Below are 16074 nucleotides of genomic sequence, written 5' to 3'. Positions count from 1 at the left end.
TACAGTATTCATCACTCTCCGAGTGATGCGATTCCCCTGCGTCCACCCCGAGCCCATGAATGCTTAACCACTCCAAGCAGAGGTGAAGCTGGCATTTCAACCTGCCATCTTTAGACCCGCTCCGCTTGTTCACCCGGCACCAGCCCTTCAAAAAGCTCCCGCACCGCCACCCTCACCCCCGGAAGGCTCTCGCAAACAACCGTTCCCTCCAGCGGAATGCTTTCAACCTTGATGTATCCCGCCGGGGTCGGCTCCCGGTAAACCTCAATCGCCTGCTGCCGGACATTCACGATCCAAAACTCAGCCACTCCGGCCTCAGCATAAATCAACGCCATCTCCCGGTCCTCCTCCAGCGTGGAAACGGAGACCTCCACCGTCAGTAGAGCGGTGGCAGGATGAGCCACATAATCAGTTTCGTGTCCTGACACATCTGATTCCGGCTCCGAATCGGTCAATGTGAGCGGGTCTTCCTTGCGCACCCAGTGAGTGCTGCCCACCCAAGTTTGCAACAACTGCAGCAGCCGCCCGACCAGTTTCACATGCAGAATGGATTTAGGCGTCTTCTCAACAATCATTCCGCGGATGAGTTCAGACCTCTTCGGCACCAAGTTCTTGGTGATTAATCCATGCCACGCCGCCACGGATAATGGCAAGGCACGCTTTTGAAAAGCGGGCTTGGTCAGCAAATCAATCATACCTCTAAATTGCTTCTTCTCCCCCATCTCGCAAGCCGTACAGGTATCCATCACTCCCTGTCCCGCGACTGCGGCGATCCGAGTGATGTGCCCCCCCGGGTCGGCCCCATACCCATCACACCCCACCGCCCCAATCCCTCTTCGATCCCCAATCCCCCATTGCACACGTGCCACCTTGGGGGTTTCATACCCGCTATCCCATGACCGCCACCAGCCTGCTCCGTTACTGCCCTGACCTTTACCATTACCAGCGCCGTGAGACGCGCCTGGTGACCGTGGGCAATGTCGGCATCGGCGGCGGCAACCCCATCCGCGTGCAATCCATGATCACCAGCGATACGCGCGATGTTGAGGCTTGCGTCCGCCAGTCTTTGGATCTGGCCGCCGCCGGGTGCGAGATCGTTCGCATCACCGCGCAGACCCGAGTCATTGCTGAAAATCTCCAGCACATCCGTGACGGCATTCGCGCCGCCGGTTGTGATGTCCCTCTCGTCGCCGACATCCATTTCAAGCCCGATGCCGCCATGGAGGCCGTCAAGTGGGTGGAAAAAGTTCGCGTCAATCCTGGCAACTACGCCGACAAAAAGAAGTTCGCCGTCAAGGAATACACGGACGAGCAATACGCCGAAGAAGTGGCCTACATGGAGGCCCAGTTCGTGCCCCTGGTGCAGGAGTGTAAACGTCTTGGCCGCGCCATGCGCATCGGCACCAATCACGGCAGCCTAAGCGACCGCATCATGAACCGCCATGGGGACACCCCCCATGGCATGGTGGAAAGCGCCCTGGAATTTGCCCGCATCGCCCGCGCCAACGATTTCCATAACTTCCTCTTCTCGATGAAGGCCAGCAACCCCAAGGTCATGATCGAGGCCTACCGCCTCCTCGTCGCCCATTTGAATGACCTCGGCAGCGACTGGAACTACCCCATCCACCTCGGCGTCACCGAGGCTGGCGATGGCGAAGACGGCCGCATCAAGAGCGCCATCGGCATCGGCTCCCTCCTTTCCGATGGCATTGGCGATACTATCCGCGTCTCCCTCACTGAGGACGCCATCTATGAGATCCCCGTGGCCCAGGCCCTGGTGAAATCCGTGCTCGCCGGTGTTCGCGATGGCCATTGCGGAGCCACCAGCACCAGCCTGCCCATCAGCTACGATCCCTTCACCTACAGCCGCCGCGCCACCGACCGCCTCACTATCAACGGCGTCGAGATCGGCGGCGGCGCGACCGTCGCCGTCTTCACCTCCCGCCGCAAATGGGATGCCGTTTCCCACAAAATGGACAAACTGGGCGACTTCAAACCCGAGGTCATCCTCGAAGACAGCGGCGTCATCGCCATTGACCCCCGCCAGGACAGCGCCCTGCACGACCTCAATGCCTCCGTCGGCCCCGCCCTCGTCACCATCGCCGACGGTCTCGATCTCGCCCCCATCCACGCCTTCCGCCTCCTCGCCGCCAAGCTCGACGCCCGCCACTCCATCCTGCTCAAGGATACCCTGTCACAGGCAGAGCCCTCAGAACTGAAAACTGAAAACGGAACACCGAATACGGACTCCGACTTCACCGCCAATCTTCTCACCGCCGCCACCAACATCGGCTCCCTCCTCTGCGACGGCATTGGCGATGCCATCCTGGTCCAGGGTGAGGAAGCCCCTGGCCAGTCCCTCCGCCTGAGCTACAACATCCTGCAGGCCGCCGGTGTCCGCATCTTCAAGACCGACTATGTCGCCTGCCCGAGCTGTGGCCGCACACTATTCAATCTGCAAAGCACCACCCAGAAGATCCGCGCCTCCACCGGTCACCTCAAAGGCGTTCGCATCGCCGTCATGGGTTGCATCGTCAACGGCCCCGGCGAGATGGCCGATGCCGACTTTGGCTATGTCGGCGGCGCACCCGGCAAGATCAATCTCTACGTCGGCAAAACCGCCGTCAAATTCAACATCCCTGAAGAGGAAGCCGTTGAGCGCCTTGTGGACCTCATCAAAGAGCATGGCCGCTGGTTCGATGCACCCCTTGCCGCCTGAAATCGCAGGTCGCAGATAATCAATGACTGTGCCTAACGTTCTTTGACGAAAAGGAGACGCAGGCTGTTCAGGCACACCACCACGGTGCTGCCTTCATGGGTGAGCACGCCGAGCGTCAGCGGGACGATGCCGAAGAGGGAGGCGACGGCCATGATGACGACGGAGCCGAGGGAGATGGCGAGATTTTGCCGGATGATGCGGCGGGCCTGCTGGCTGATGTGGCGGGCAGAGAGGAGCTTTTCAATCTTGTCCTGCATGAGCACGACATCCGCCTGCTCCAGGGCCGCATCACTGCCGCGCGCGCCCATGGCGATGCTGACATACGCGGCGGCGAGGCTGGGGGCATCGTTGACGCCATCACCCACCATCGCCACTTTTTTACCCTGGAGGGTCAGCTCGCGGATGGCGCTGACTTTATCCTCCGGATGCAGTCCGGCGCGGACATCCGCTACGCCCAGCTCCTCCGCCACCTGGATGGCAGCGGCGCGACGGTCGCCGGTGAGCATGATGGTGCGGACGTTTTGCTCCGCCAGGGCGGCAAGCACGGCCTTACTGCCGCTGCGGATCTCATCCTTCAGCAGCACGCGGCCCATGGTTTGGGCATTCAGCACCCACACTTCAGAAAAGCCCAGCGGGGCATCCGGCACATCCTTCAGCCATTTGGCGAAGTCGCCCTGGTCCATGAGTTCGCGGCGGCCCACGTAGGTGATGCCATCTTTGGTTAGGCCGCGCAGCCCCTGGCCGGGGATGGAGTGAAATTCGAGCAGCGTGCCAGGCTCGATGCCCTGTTCCTTCGCATGCCGGGTGATGGCGTGGGCGATGGGGTGGTTAGAGTTCGCATCCAGGGTCACACATAGGCGTAGCACCTCCGTTTCCTTGCCCGGAGGGAAACTTTCCACCTGGGCCACGCGCAGGTTGCCCTCGGTAAGTGTGCCGGTTTTATCCATGGCGATGACGTCCACCTCCGCCAGTTTTTCAATGGCCGCTCCACCTCGGAAAAGGATGCCCCTGCGTGCGCCCCAGGCGATGGCCGCGAGGATGGCCGACGGGATGGAAAGCACGAGCGCACAGGGGCTCATGACCACCAGTAGCGTCATGGCACGGTAAAAGGAGGATTTGGAAACCTCTGTGTTTTCAAACGGGGGGATGCCGATGACCAGCCACCAGACGAAAAACATGAGCAGAACGCTGGCCAGGGTGAAGAGGGTGTAGCGGGTGCCGAATCGGTCCGTGAAGCGCTGGCTGGGCGCACGCAGATGCTGGGCGGTCTGGATCATGGTGATGATCCGCGCCAGGGCGCTCTGAGTGGCCGGGCGGTCCACACGCATTTGAATCAGGCCCCACAGATTCAGCGTTCCGCCGAAGACCTCCGCGCCAACGCCTTTGTCAATGGGCACGGCCTCGCCCGTGAGGGTGGATTCATCTGCTGCGGACTCGCCGGTCGTGACGGTGCCATCCACCGGGAAAAGCTCCGCCGGACGCACCTGGAGGACATCGCCCACACGCAGGCCGGAGACGGCTCGTTCCTCCGTTTTGCCATCCGGCAACACGACGCGAGCGAGCTTGGGTGCGGCCTTGGTGAGGGCATTGATTTCACGATGCGTGCGGTGTAGGACGTAGTGCTCCAATGCGCCGGAGGTGGAGAACAGGAAGAGCAACAGAGCACCCTCTTCCCAAGCGCCGATGGCCACGGCTCCAGTCGCCACGGCGAGCATGAGGAAGTGCACATCCAGGCGCTTTTCTTGGATGTTTTCCCAAGCGTCCTTGGCCGCATCCCAGCCGCCGCTGATGAGCGCCACACCATAGAAACAGCGCACCATCCACTCCGGTACGGCGAATGCATTTTCGGCCACATATCCCGCCACCAAGGCCACCCCGCAGATGGCGGCCTGCACGGCCATCATTCGCCATTCCTCGGCGCTTTGACGCTCCAATTCCTCGGCCTCCGGCCATTCGAAATCGCGCCATTTCCAGAACTTCGGTGCAGTAATGCAGCTTGGTTTTTGCAGGGTCAGTTCGCCATCATGGCTGCTCATTTTCAGACCGCTGACTGTGCTGCCTGGGGACTCCGTCAGCAGGCTGGCGTCCAGGGAGCGCAATACCTGGTTAAGCTGCGCCTGCAAAAGCTCCGCATCCACCTGCCCCAGCGTGGCAATCTGGACACTGCGCTCGTCTGGATTCACCCGGATGGCCTCCACGCCCTGCTGCTCCAAAAGGAAATCGGCGAGCGCCTGGCTCCAGGAGTTTGAGGGAGGAGCGTCGGTGGTCATGCAGGATACACGATACGGTATTATCTGGGAAACACTGCGCGTTTTTTGGGAATTTAGGCGTCGTTTTGGAAGGCTGGCATCTCCTTTCAGATAATGGAGAGGACATCCACACACCTTGCCCAAAGCGGCTACAGCGTGTAGATTGGCCGAAATCTTGCGCCTGTGAGGCACGTAGTCTCTTGGTCCCCCCTTCATGAAAAATTCTTCCCAGTCTTCCCGTCGTCAGTTCCTGCGTGGTGCAGGCATCCTGCTCGGCCTGCCGTGGTTTGAGTCGGTTTCGTCCTTTGGCGCTCCGGTGGTCAAAGGTACGCCGCAGGCTCCACGGCGTCTGGGCATCTGCTTTTTCGGCAATGGGGTGAACCCGCATCATTGGGGTGCCTCGAACGGCCCTGGCGGCCTGGAGTTTCTGCAAACGCTGAAGCCGCTGGAGCCGGTGAAGAATAAAGTGATGGTCTTCAAAGGCCTGTGGAATCCGTCCACCGTTGCAGGTCCCGGCGGGCATTATCCGAAGATGAACATCCTCTCCGGCCTGAAGGTGAAGCAGACGACGACGGATGTGGAAGTGGGCCTGACGATGGATCAGATCATCGCCAACAAGATCGGCCAGCAGACACCCGTGGCCAGCCTGGCCATTGGTACCGAGGGCCCCCGCTACAGCACCGACAGCGGTTATACCTCCCTTTACTCCGCCTACCTTTCCTGGAGCAGCCCGACGACGCCTGCGCCCAAGGAGATCTATCCGCAGCAGGCCTTCGACCAGCTCTTTGATGACGGCAGCAAACGCGCCCGTGACAAGAGTGTGCTGGACCTGGTGATGCAGGATGCCAGCAGCCTGCGCGGCAAACTGAGCCGCCGCGACGGCCAGAAGCTGGACGAATACCTCACCTCCGTGCGAGACCTGGAGCAGCGCATCGAGCGCTCTGAAAAACTCAGCACTGCTGAGGCCACCACGCGCGGCTGGCATCCAAGTGTGACCAAGCCCTGGCTGGCACGCCCCGCCTCCGGCATCCCTGCGCAGCAGGAAGAGCATGTGAAGCTGATGCTGGACATCATGGTCCTGGCCTTCCAGATGGACCGCACCCGCGTGGTGACAAACATGCTGACCAATGACCTTTCCAACATGAACTTCGGTTTCCTGGGCATCAAAGGTGGCCAGCATGAGCTTTCCCATCACGCCAATGATGCCGACCGCCTGGCCTCCTACCAGAAGGCCAATGAATACATGGTAAAGGTGTGGTCTGAGGCCCTGCAAAAAATGGAAGCCACCCAGGAGGGTGAACGCACCCTTTTGGACAACAGCATGATCATGCTCACCTCCAGCCTGTATGATGGCAATGCCCACGACTCCACCCAGCTTCCCCTCATCCTCGCCGGTGGCGGTGGCGGCACGCTGCGCGGCGGACGCTACTTCGATTACAGCAAGGACCCCAACCGCAAACTCTGCCGCCTGCACCTGGCCATGATGGACCGCATGGGCGTGAAGACCAGCCAGTTTGGCGATGCGGACAATCCGCTGCCGGATCTGGTGTGAGGGGCGATTAAAGTGATGCGGGCATTCGCTTCCCAAACAGCGTCCCTTCAGCCCTGGATTCTATCAAGTGACATCATGGGTAATATACTCATCATGTCACTTGGTGAAAGAACAGGGAACTGCCATTCCCTTCGCCCTGAAACTGCGGCCTTGTGCAGCGGCTGATCCTTCGCAATTTCCGGGCTGACCTCTCCCGCCTATGAACCGCATTGACCGGCTTACCGGCATGATCCTGCTGCTGCAAAGCCACCGTGTCATTACGGCAGAACAGATCGCCGCGCATTATGAGATGAGCGTGCGCACGGTGTACCGGGACCTGGCGGCGCTGGGGGAGGCGGGGGTGCCCATTGTGGCGGAGGCAGGCGTGGGTTACAGCCTCATGCGCGGTTACCACATCCCGCCGGTCATGTTTACGGAACATGAAGCGGCGGCCCTTTTCATGAGCGGGGAGGTGACGGAGCAGGTGGCGGATGACTCCCTTCGCGGGGCTCTGCGTTCGGCTTTATTAAAAGTCCGCGCGGTGCTGCCCAAGGAGCGCCAGGATCATCTGAGCAAGCTGAAAAAATCCGTCGGGGTGTGGATCAGCTCGCCGCTGAAGGAGGAAGAAGGGCGCTCCCTCATGCCGCTGCAGCAGGCACTGGTGCAACGCCGCTGCGTGGCCCTGTGCTACAATGCCGGCGGGCGCGGGGAGCACACCACCCGCACGGTGGAACCGCTGGGCATGATGTTTTATGCGCGGGAATGGCACCTCATTGCCTACTGCCGCCTGCGGGGGGATTTCCGCGATTTTCGCCTGGACAGAGTGGTGAGCTGGGAGGTGCTGCCGGAGGTCTTCAGCGGTCATGATGACTTCTCCGTGAAGACCTTTCTGGCCAGTGTGCTCCATGAGCAGGAGCCCACCCGCGTCACCATCGTTTTTCATCCTTCCGTCATGGATCGGGTCCGGCGGGAGATGATGTGCCCGCAAGTGACCGAGGAGCCCCTTCCGGATGGCCGGGTGCGTGTGGAGATGGTGGCTTATTCGCAGGACTGGCTGGTGGGCTGGCTGCTCAGCCTCGGCCCTCAGGCCCAGGTGCTGCATCCGCCGGAGATGCGGGCCACGATGCATGAGATGGCGGTGAAGATCGCCCAGGCTCATGCCTGAATGAAAATTATTTCACTCTTGTAAAACCCTCCTGACATAGGGTTGTCAGCGGTCCCTGCTTTTATGCCTCCGACCTCCAAAATGGAGGGCGATCAAACCAAACACACATCCGTACCTTTATGAAAACCAACGCCATCAACTGGTTCGAACTCTACGTTACCGACCTCTCCCGCGCCCGCAGCTTTTATGAAACCATCCTCCATACCAAGCTCCAGGATGCCGCTATGGAAGGCTGTGAAATGGCCATTTTTCCCTATGACAACATGCAGGGCATCGGCGGTGCGCTCACGGTCATGGAAGGCTGCCAGCCCGGCCCTGGCGGCACCCTTGTTTACCTGAATGTGGAGGGTGATCTGGATGCCGTCCTTTCTCGCATCCCCGATGCCGGGGGGAAAGTGGTCCGTGGCCGTCTGCCCATTCCTCCTCATGGTTTCATCGGCATTTTTGAGGACACCGAGGGCAATGTCGTGGGCCTGCACAGCATGGTCTGAGGTCACCAGGATTTGAAGGTGCGAGAGGCAGATTTTCTGCCCCCGCACCTTCAAAACATTGCAGGCGTAGTGCCCGCATCACTTGCTGACGGGTGAGATTCTTTTCAAGGAATCAAAGCTGACCTGTTTCATCACGGAAATGAATTCCCTCATATAAGCAGTCTGGGAAAGGCTGCGGGTGGTGGCGGCGTGGAGGTTGGCAAAGAGGCCTTGTTTGCGCACGGGACGGGATTCGACATAGCCTTTTTCAAGATAAGGCTGCACGGCCCAGCCGGGCATGGCGGCGATGCCACGATGGCTGGCCACAAGCTGCAAAATGGCCACGGTGAGCATGGCGGTGCGGCGCACGGGGTTGACGCCAACGGGGCCTAAAACCTCCCGCACAATGTCAATGCGATCATCGGGAATGGGATAGGTGATGAGCGTTTCTTTGGCGAAGTCCTGCGCCGTGAGGAAGGTCTTGCGGGCGAGCGGGTGCTTGCGGGCGATGAGGGCCAGCACTTCGTAACGAAAAAGAGGGTGATAGACGACATCCTTGCGCGAAGGGGCCTTGGAGACGATGACAAGATCCGCCTGGTCCTCCAGCAGGAGGCCGGTGGGGTCAGGCTGGAAGCCGGAAACGAGGTCCATCTCCACCTCCGGCCAGGATTCGCGGAAGCGGTCCATGGCGGGCATCAGCCAGTCGAAGCACGAGTGGCATTCGACCGCGATGCGGAGCTGGCCGGCCTTTCCCTCGGCAATGCGGGCCACATCGCGCTCGCACTGCTGCATGGTTTTCATCACCTCATAGGCCGTGCCTAACAAACGCTCGCCGGCGGGGCTGAGCCGCAGCGGGCTGCTCTTGCGCTGGAAAAGCTCCACGCCCAGATGCTCCTCCACCGCCTTGATCTGGTGGGATAGCGCTGGCTGGGAAAGGTGCAGGCGGCGGCCTGCCTTGGACAGGTTGCCTGTTTCAGAAAGGGCGATGAGGGCCTGGAGATGGCGGACTTCGAGCATAGCTCATCATAACTCATTTGAATGATGATCCACAAAACTCTGTGGATTGTTTATATTCACTCTGGCGATAGTTGTCTTGTCGCCATGAGCGACATCCATACACACAACCTGGGCTACCCGCGTATCGGGCAGCAACGCGAACTGAAAAAAGCCACCGAAGCCTACTGGCACGGACGCCTGTCCCGTGAGGAACTGGAGGCCACAGGCCGCCGCCTGCGGCAGGACAACTGGGCCCGGCAGCAGGCCGCTGGCATTGACCTGCTGCCCTGCAACGACTTCACCTTTTATGACCAGATGCTGGATTTCTCCTGCCTCATCGGCAATGTGCCGCCACGTTTCGGCTGGAAGGGGGAGGGCATGGACCTGGACACCCTGTTCCTGATGGCCCGTGGCTCGCGAGGTGAAGCGCGGGAAACCTGCGGCAGCGGCTGCTCCCACCAGCCCTCCTTTGCCTGTGAGATGACCAAGTGGTTCGACACCAACTACCATTACATCGTCCCGGAATTCCGCGCCGACACCCGTTTTCAACTGGTGGGAGACAAGGTCTTCCGTGAATTCGAGGAGGCCGCCGGCCTCGGGCATAAAGTCAAGCCGGTGCTCCCTGGACCCGTGACGTACTTGACGTTAGGCAAGGTGCAGGATGAGGACCACCCCAACTTTGACCGCTACACCCTGCTTGACGGTCTGGTGGATGTTTACGTGCAGATCCTTCAGCGCCTGGCCACGCAGGGGGCGGAGTGGGTGCAGATAGATGAGCCGGTCTTTGGACTGGACCTTTCGCCGGTGCAGAAGGATGCCCTGCTTTCATCCTGGGAGCGGCTTTCCAGGGCGGCACCGGGGCTGAAGATCCTGGTGACGAGCTACTTCAGCGAACTGCACGAAAACCTGCCGCTCTTCCTTTCCCTGCCGGTGCAGGCACTGCATTATGATGCGGTGCGGGGCAGTGCTGAGCTGGAGGCTTTGCTCACCCGGTTTCCCAAGGACAAGATCCTTTCCCTGGGCGTCGTGAACGGACGGAATATCTGGAAAAATGATTTCTCCAAGTCGCTGGCCCTTTTGGAAAAAGCCAGGCATGCAGTGGGGGCCGATCGCCTCTGGCTGGCCCCTTCTTGCTCTCTCCAGCACGCTCCCATCACCCTGGCGAATGAACCGGCGCTGGATGCGGAATTGAAAAGCTGGATGGCCTTTGCGGATGAGAAGCTGGAGGAGGTCGTGATCTTGAACGGCCTCCTGCGCGGCACGGCGGATGCGGCCTTGCTGACGGCGAATCAGTCAGCCATCCAGTCCCGTCGTGAAAGCCCGCGCATCCATCGTGCGGCGGTAAAGGCGCGCCTGGCAGCGGTGAAGCCTGCGGACTCTGAGCGGCAGTCGCCCTTCGCCCAGCGGAGACCTTTGCAGCAGCAGAAACTGAAGCTCCCCGAGTTTCCCACGACGACCATCGGCTCCTTCCCGCAAACAGCGGAGGTGCGGGCCATGCGCGCCCGCTGGAAGAAGGGGGAACTCAGCACCGAATCCTATGAGGTCTTCCTCCAGCAGGAGATCCGCCACTGCGTGAGCTTCCAGGACGAGGCGGGCATTGACATGCCTGTGCATGGCGAGTTCGAGCGCAACGACATGGTGGAATACTTTGGCGAGCAGCTTGACGGTTTCTCCTTCACCCAAAACGGTTGGGTGCAAAGCTACGGCTCACGGTATGTCAAACCGCCTGTGATCTTTGGTGATGTCAGCCGGCCTGCGCCGATGACCGTTCGCTGGTCACGCTATGCGCAGTCGCTGACGGACCGTCCGATGAAGGGCATGCTCACAGGGCCGGTGACCATCCTGCAATGGAGCTTTGTGCGCGATGACCAGCCGCGCTCAGAAACCACGCGTCAGATCGCCCTGGCCATCCGTGATGAAGTCGTGGACCTGGAGGCGGCAGGGATCGCCGCCATCCAGATTGACGAACCCGCCATCCGCGAAGGCCTGCCCCTGCGCCGCAGCGACTGGGCCGCGTATCTGGACTGGGCCGTGAATGCCTTCCGCCTGTGCGCCAGCGGTGTGCGTGATGAAACACAGATCCACACGCACATGTGCTATGCCGAGTTCAACGACATCATCGAATCCATCGCTGCTCTGGATGCGGATGTCATCACCATCGAGACCTCCCGCTCCAACATGGAGCTGCTGGAGGCTTTTGTGGACTTCAAGTATCTGAATGAAATCGGCCCCGGCGTCTATGACATCCACTCCCCCCGAATCCCGGCGGTGGAAGAAATGGTGGCGCTGATGCGCAAGGCGGAGGCCGTCATCCCGAGGGCGCAGCTCTGGATCAATCCTGACTGCGGACTGAAAACCCGTGGCTGGGCAGAGGTGAAAACCTCTCTCCTGCATCTGGTGGAAACGGCCCGCCGCCTGCGTGTGGAAAAACCTGCATTGGTCTAACAATATGCACATCAAAGACATCCTGGCCGGCGCAGACCGCCCCACTTTCTCCTTCGAGTTCTTTCCGCCCCGCAGCCCGGAGGCGGTGAAGGACCTGCAGGAATCCCTGAACCAGCTCGCGCCCTGGCGGCCTGACTTTGTCAGCGTCACCTACGGTGCAGGCGGCGGCACACGGGACCGCACGCAGGCCCTGGTTGGGGAGCTGCGCCAGTCGGATGTCTTTGATCCCGTGCCTCATCTCACCTGTGTGGGGCACACGGAGGCCGACATCATGCGCCTTCTGGAGGGCTACGCCGCTGCCGGGGTCAGCAACCTGCTGGCCCTGCGCGGCGACCTGCCCGGTCAGCCCGTAGCTGAGGGCGATTTTAAAACCGCCGCCGATCTGGTGCGCTTCATCCGCCGGTTCAATGAGCGCGGCCTGCATCCCGGTCCACAAGGCTTTGGCATCGGCGTGGCCTGTTTCCCTGAAGGACACCCTGCCACACCTAACCGGATGTTGGAAATGGATTATCTGAAGGCCAAGGTGGATGCCGGGGCGGACTGGATGTGCACCCAGGTCTTCTTCGACAATCACGACTTTCATGACTTCCGCGCCCGTTGTGATCTTGCAGGCATCCGCTTGCCCATCCTGGCCGGCATCCTGCCGCTGACCCAGCCCGGCAGCCTGCGCCGCATGGCGGAGCTGGCGGCAGGATCCCGGTATCCGGCGCGTTTGTTGCGGTCATTGAAAAGGGCAGGGGATGATGCAGAGGCCTTTCAGGAGATTGGCATTCATCATGCGGTGATGCAGTGTGCAGATCTGCTGGACCATGAGGCGGCCGGCATCCATTTTTATACCCTGAACAAAGCGGCCGCTACGGTGCGTGTTTTACGAGGGCTGGGATACAGTACTCATCACTACCTGTCCCGCGACTGCGGTGATCCGAGTGATGCGAATGGTGACAGGTAAGCTTAATTGCCGAAAAGACATCATTCCTGGATCTCATCACTCGGAGAGTGATGAGTACTGTACGCTCCGCAGCACATCGGCCCATGGCTCACGCTGCCACTTGCCGGCCTCAGGCCGCAGACCGATACCGGCGGCGAAGTCGCCCCGGACATCATACATCTCGATGCATATAATCTCCTCACCTCCCAGCACAAAACGGGTGGCCCAGGTCTGTCCGCGATGCCCGCACCCGCGCAGGGTGAGCTGCGAGGCCTCGCCAAAAAACGTGATGCCGCATCCGCATTCCCCCCAGTGGGTGGAGTAAAAACCGGTGGGCATGAACACGGCTTCATTGCGTATCGCTCCGCCCAGCGGCACCTGGCTGAGCGTCATAGATTGTAGCGCCTGCCGCACCACCCTGCGCGGCAGACGCCAGGCCAGATCCTGCCCCACAGCTTCCAGTGCAGAGAGGCGTGAAACGCCCTCCAGACCGGGAAAAACGGTGTCAGGCAGGCTGCGCGAAAGTCCGTTCCAGAGCTGCCGCACCGTCTTCGCATCAGGTGCAGGCGTCTCCTTCCTGGTTCCAGGCTTCTGGCCAAATGAGATGGACCGCCGCCCGCTGGCGTGGCGGGCGACGAGGTCTTCAAAAACCTCATGGTCAGACCAGTTGGTGACGAGGATCTTCAGGCATCCCTCGCCACTGCGGTCGAAAAATTGAAAGCTGGCCACCTGCTGGTCACCCACGTCCTCTACGACCGCCATGGCACCGCCAAAAGCCGCCGGGCGGATCTCCGTGCCGGATTCCAGGCACAGCCATTCATCACTGCCAGGATAGCTTTGGAAGACAGGCTTCTCCCACGCAGTGGCCATGCTCACGGGACCGCGCGCCGCCGTCACCATTACTAGTCCCAGCTCACGCAGATTCTTGAAAAAGCCTGCCCAATCGCCATCCAGATGAATGGCCTGCGCCGCGCCGCCATCCGCCTCAAAACACCACTCCGCCCTCACCCGGCGCAGATCAAAGGTGAACGAGGGAAAGCTATACGCGATGCGCGGCGAAGGATGGGAGGTCGAATCCATGAAGGTGGTTTTATGAAGTATTGTTAGGCGGCAAGCATCCGTTCCTCCGCCAGCGCGGCGAAGACACCTTCGATCCAGGCCTCGCAGGGCTCGTCATAGTCAATGTCGCAGTCCACACGGGAGTGGAACCGGATGGCCCCCTGGGCCTCCAGCGCCTCATCGTAATCCTTCCCGCATTGGCAGAAGCGGTCATAGCAGGAATCCCCCAGAGCGAGCACCGCATATCGCAGATGGTCCAGCCGCAGACGCGGGCGGTTCACCACCTCCTCATAAAAACTCTCCGTGCCGTCCGGCGGATCGCCATCGCCATAAGTGCTGGTGATGAGTAATGCGGTGTCAAACTGCAGCAGCACATCCGCCGTGGAGTCCATCATGTTTTCCAGGACCGGATCATACCCGCGCTGCCGGGCGGCACGGGCCGCATTTTCTGCACAGGATTCCGAGTTTCCTGAGAAGGTGCCGAAGAGGATGAGCAGTGGCTTGGACATAGTTTCTTGATGCCCCATTCTTCCTCCGGTCCCAGAGTCGCGCTGCTGCTGGTTTGTCATGAATTGTAGTGGAAATGACCTGGCTCCGATGTCCGTATATACAGGCTCCCCACCATGAAAAATGTGTTTCTCCTTCTCGCTTTCAGTCTGTCCATCCAGGCTGGCGATTGGCCGCGCTGGCGCGGCGCATCAGGCGATGGCGTGTGGAATCCGGAAAAGGTGCCCGCGGATTTTGCCGCCCAGCAGCCGCAGGAGCTCTGGCAGGCGGACATCGGCGGCGGCTACGGTGGCGTGACAGTAAGCGATGGCCGCGTGTATGTGCTGGACCGGCCCAAAGAACCTGCGGACATTGAACGCATCCTTTGTTATGCCGCGGAAGGCGGCAAGCACCTCTGGTCACATCAATGGCCGGCAGTTTATGGGCGGATGGAGTATGGCACTGGCCCACGATCCTCCGTCACGGTTCATGAGGGACGGGCTTACGTGCTCGGAGCCGCAGGCATGGCTATGTGCCTGGAGGCCGCCTCGGGCAAGGTTGTGTGGCAGGTGGATACCGTGAAGGACCATGGAGCCATCGTGCCCACCTGGGGCTTTGCCGCCTCCCCCGTGCTGGATGAAAAACGGGTGCTGCTGCATGTCGGTGCCCAGCCGGATGGCAGCGTCATTGCACTGGATCAGGCCACCGGCAAACCCGTCTGGCAGGGCGGCCCGGACCCTGCCGGTTATAGCACCCCGGAGATCATCACGCATGAAGGCACGCGCCAGATTATCGCCTGGGGCCCGGAGCACATCCAGAGCCTGAACCCGGAGACCGGGGCCACCCTTTGGACTTATCCTTATAAGATCACGTATGGCGTCAGCATCGCCCAGCCATTGTATCGCGATGGCATCCTGCTGGTCTCCGGCTACTGGCACGGCACCAAGGCTCTGCGTCCCGACGCCCAACCAACCTTGCTTTGGGAAAATGAAAAGGACATGTGCGGCCTCATGTCATCCCCCTTGTACAAAGACGGCACCGTCTATCTGCTGGATAAAAAGACCGGCCTCCAGGCCATCGAACTGGCCACCGGCAAGATCCTTTGGAGCGATGACAACACCCTGACCCCCAAGGACCGCAACCCCCAAATGAGCCTCGTCTGGCTGCGCGAATCCGTAGGCCTCGCCGCACTGCTGAACGCCAGCGGAGAGCTGGTCTATGTGCGCCTGAAACCCGACGGCTTTGAGGAACTCGCCCGCCACCAGATCATCGGCAAGACCTGGGCGCATCCGGCTTTCGTAGGTAACCGCATCTATGCGCGGTCAGACACCTCGCTGGTCGCTTGGCGGCTGTGGCCAGACTGACCAAAACCAGGTCAAAGGTTCCTCAACTCGAGAACCCGCTGCCGGTATAACGCCGCCCACTTTTGCACTTCCTCATTCGTAAGCTGGCGCACGTTCTGAATCACAAAAGGCTCCAGATACTCCATGCCGCAGAGCCTGGCTGTCTGGTCAAAAGGGGCCAGCAGTTCCTTCAGGGTATAGTGATTGTATCCGCCGCGCTGATAGGCCTCCGCCGGTCCGCCCGTGGTCAGCGCGCTCATCACTTTTTTTCCCGCCAGGCGCGTGCCACCTTCACCATAGGCAAAGCCGTATTCCAGCACCACATCCAGCCATTCCTTCAGGATGGCCGGGGCAGAGTACCAGTAAAACGGATGCTGCCAGACAATGATGTCATGCTCCAGCAACAGCTCCTGCTCCGTTTCAAAATCAATGTTCAGATTCGGATACTCCTCATAAAGATCCCGAAACGTCACCCCTTCCATCCCCTGCACCGCCTCGATCAACGCCGCATTGATGCGGGAGCGATGTAACGCCGGATGGGCAAAGAGGATGAGGACACGGGTCATGGGATTTAATGGCAGAACTTTCAGCCTTCGCCAAGCTGAAGGATGGAAACAATAAGGGAGGCTGTTGCCAGCCTCCCTTGGAGTATTGATTCGATAAGGGGAAGGCGGACAAGAGTG

Annotated in this window: 13 protein-coding genes; 7 read left to right on the top strand and 6 right to left on the bottom strand. The window is 60.5% G+C overall.

Annotation, left to right across the window (positions count from 1 at the left end; translation table 11 throughout):
* Nucleotides 1-110: 110 nt before the first annotated feature.
* The gene (locus tag WJU23_RS01450) at nucleotides 111-722 is read right to left on the bottom strand and encodes a Uma2 family endonuclease (protein WP_346330745.1); all 612 of its coding nucleotides are present in this window, start codon (nucleotides 720-722) and stop codon (nucleotides 111-113) included.
* A gap of 173 nt (nucleotides 723-895) precedes the next feature.
* Between WJU23_RS01450 and ispG the strand changes: the two genes are divergently transcribed.
* The gene (ispG, locus tag WJU23_RS01445) at nucleotides 896-2719 is read left to right on the top strand and encodes a (E)-4-hydroxy-3-methylbut-2-enyl-diphosphate synthase (protein ID WP_346330744.1); all 1824 of its coding nucleotides are present in this window, start codon (nucleotides 896-898) and stop codon (nucleotides 2717-2719) included.
* Between the two features lie 32 nt (nucleotides 2720-2751).
* Here ispG and WJU23_RS01440 read toward each other — a convergent pair whose 3' ends face one another.
* Nucleotides 2752-4989 carry a heavy metal translocating P-type ATPase gene (locus tag WJU23_RS01440; RefSeq protein WP_346330743.1) on the bottom strand — a complete coding sequence of 746 codons (2238 nt, stop codon included), beginning with the start codon at nucleotides 4987-4989 and terminating at the stop codon, nucleotides 2752-2754.
* A gap of 193 nt (nucleotides 4990-5182) precedes the next feature.
* Between WJU23_RS01440 and WJU23_RS01435 the strand changes: the two genes are divergently transcribed.
* The 3 genes from WJU23_RS01435 (at nucleotide 5183) to WJU23_RS01425 (ending at nucleotide 8155) form a co-directional block, all read left to right on the top strand.
* Complete coding sequence (locus WJU23_RS01435; RefSeq protein WP_346330742.1) at nucleotides 5183-6520, top strand: DUF1552 domain-containing protein; 1338 nt, start codon at nucleotides 5183-5185, stop codon at nucleotides 6518-6520.
* A 199-nt stretch (nucleotides 6521-6719) separates the two neighbouring features.
* Nucleotides 6720-7664, top strand: a complete 945-nt coding sequence (locus tag WJU23_RS01430; RefSeq protein WP_346330741.1) for a YafY family protein — start codon at nucleotides 6720-6722, stop codon at nucleotides 7662-7664.
* Nucleotides 7665-7783: 119 nt separating this feature from the next.
* Nucleotides 7784-8155: a VOC family protein gene (locus WJU23_RS01425; protein WP_346330740.1), complete on the top strand. Its 372-nt coding sequence runs from the start codon at nucleotides 7784-7786 to the stop codon at nucleotides 8153-8155.
* Between the two features lie 78 nt (nucleotides 8156-8233).
* Here the strand turns inward: WJU23_RS01425 and WJU23_RS01420 are convergent, their stop codons facing one another.
* Complete coding sequence (locus WJU23_RS01420) at nucleotides 8234-9151, bottom strand: LysR family transcriptional regulator (RefSeq protein ID WP_346330739.1); 918 nt, start codon at nucleotides 9149-9151, stop codon at nucleotides 8234-8236.
* An 84-nt stretch (nucleotides 9152-9235) separates the two neighbouring features.
* On the opposite strand from WJU23_RS01420, the gene metE reads away from it, so the two are divergent.
* On the top strand, nucleotides 9236-11575 hold the full coding sequence (gene metE, locus WJU23_RS01415) for a 5-methyltetrahydropteroyltriglutamate--homocysteine S-methyltransferase (RefSeq protein WP_346330738.1): 2340 nt from the start codon (nucleotides 9236-9238) through the stop codon (nucleotides 11573-11575).
* 4 nt (nucleotides 11576-11579) lie between these two features.
* Nucleotides 11580-12524, top strand: a complete 945-nt coding sequence (gene metF, locus WJU23_RS01410) for a methylenetetrahydrofolate reductase [NAD(P)H] (protein ID WP_346330737.1) — start codon at nucleotides 11580-11582, stop codon at nucleotides 12522-12524.
* Nucleotides 12525-12560: 36 nt separating this feature from the next.
* On the opposite strand, the gene WJU23_RS01405 is transcribed toward metF, so the two are convergent.
* Nucleotides 12561-13583, bottom strand: coding sequence for a ChuX/HutX family heme-like substrate-binding protein (locus WJU23_RS01405; protein WP_346330736.1), 1023 nt, complete (start codon nucleotides 13581-13583; stop codon nucleotides 12561-12563).
* Between the two features lie 23 nt (nucleotides 13584-13606).
* A complete protein-coding gene (locus tag WJU23_RS01400; protein ID WP_346330735.1) occupies nucleotides 13607-14071 on the bottom strand; it encodes a flavodoxin domain-containing protein in 465 nt (154 codons plus the stop codon).
* Nucleotides 14072-14185: 114 nt separating this feature from the next.
* Between WJU23_RS01400 and WJU23_RS01395 the strand changes: the two genes are divergently transcribed.
* Nucleotides 14186-15412: a PQQ-binding-like beta-propeller repeat protein gene (locus tag WJU23_RS01395; RefSeq protein WP_346330734.1), complete on the top strand. Its 1227-nt coding sequence runs from the start codon at nucleotides 14186-14188 to the stop codon at nucleotides 15410-15412.
* Nucleotides 15413-15423: 11 nt separating this feature from the next.
* Here WJU23_RS01395 and WJU23_RS01390 read toward each other — a convergent pair whose 3' ends face one another.
* Nucleotides 15424-15957: an NAD(P)H-dependent oxidoreductase gene (locus WJU23_RS01390; protein ID WP_346330733.1), complete on the bottom strand. Its 534-nt coding sequence runs from the start codon at nucleotides 15955-15957 to the stop codon at nucleotides 15424-15426.
* Between the last annotated feature and the right edge of the window lie 117 nt (nucleotides 15958-16074).

Origin of the sequence: Prosthecobacter sp. SYSU 5D2 (assembly GCF_039655865.1) — a bacterium.
In the GTDB taxonomy this organism is placed as follows: domain Bacteria; phylum Verrucomicrobiota; class Verrucomicrobiia; order Verrucomicrobiales; family Verrucomicrobiaceae; genus Prosthecobacter.
Note: the sequence above shows the minus strand (reverse complement) of the source record. Positions and strands in the feature narration are given on the sequence as shown.

What these genes read in the sequence shown, in the direction of transcription:
- WJU23_RS01450 (WP_346330745.1), bottom strand. Translation starts at nt 722, where the DNA reads ATGGGGGAGAAGAAGCAATTTAGAGGTATGATTGATTTGCTGACCAAG.
- ispG (WP_346330744.1), top strand. Translation starts at nt 896, where the DNA reads ATGACCGCCACCAGCCTGCTCCGTTACTGCCCTGACCTTTACCATTAC.
- WJU23_RS01440 (WP_346330743.1), bottom strand. Translation starts at nt 4,989, where the DNA reads ATGACCACCGACGCTCCTCCCTCAAACTCCTGGAGCCAGGCGCTCGCC.
- WJU23_RS01435 (WP_346330742.1), top strand. Translation starts at nt 5,183, where the DNA reads ATGAAAAATTCTTCCCAGTCTTCCCGTCGTCAGTTCCTGCGTGGTGCA.
- WJU23_RS01430 (WP_346330741.1), top strand. Translation starts at nt 6,720, where the DNA reads ATGAACCGCATTGACCGGCTTACCGGCATGATCCTGCTGCTGCAAAGC.
- WJU23_RS01425 (WP_346330740.1), top strand. Translation starts at nt 7,784, where the DNA reads ATGAAAACCAACGCCATCAACTGGTTCGAACTCTACGTTACCGACCTC.
- WJU23_RS01420 (WP_346330739.1), bottom strand. Translation starts at nt 9,151, where the DNA reads ATGCTCGAAGTCCGCCATCTCCAGGCCCTCATCGCCCTTTCTGAAACA.
- metE (WP_346330738.1), top strand. Translation starts at nt 9,236, where the DNA reads ATGAGCGACATCCATACACACAACCTGGGCTACCCGCGTATCGGGCAG.
- metF (WP_346330737.1), top strand. Translation starts at nt 11,580, where the DNA reads ATGCACATCAAAGACATCCTGGCCGGCGCAGACCGCCCCACTTTCTCC.
- WJU23_RS01405 (WP_346330736.1), bottom strand. Translation starts at nt 13,583, where the DNA reads ATGGATTCGACCTCCCATCCTTCGCCGCGCATCGCGTATAGCTTTCCC.
- WJU23_RS01400 (WP_346330735.1), bottom strand. Translation starts at nt 14,071, where the DNA reads ATGTCCAAGCCACTGCTCATCCTCTTCGGCACCTTCTCAGGAAACTCG.
- WJU23_RS01395 (WP_346330734.1), top strand. Translation starts at nt 14,186, where the DNA reads ATGAAAAATGTGTTTCTCCTTCTCGCTTTCAGTCTGTCCATCCAGGCT.
- WJU23_RS01390 (WP_346330733.1), bottom strand. Translation starts at nt 15,957, where the DNA reads ATGACCCGTGTCCTCATCCTCTTTGCCCATCCGGCGTTACATCGCTCC.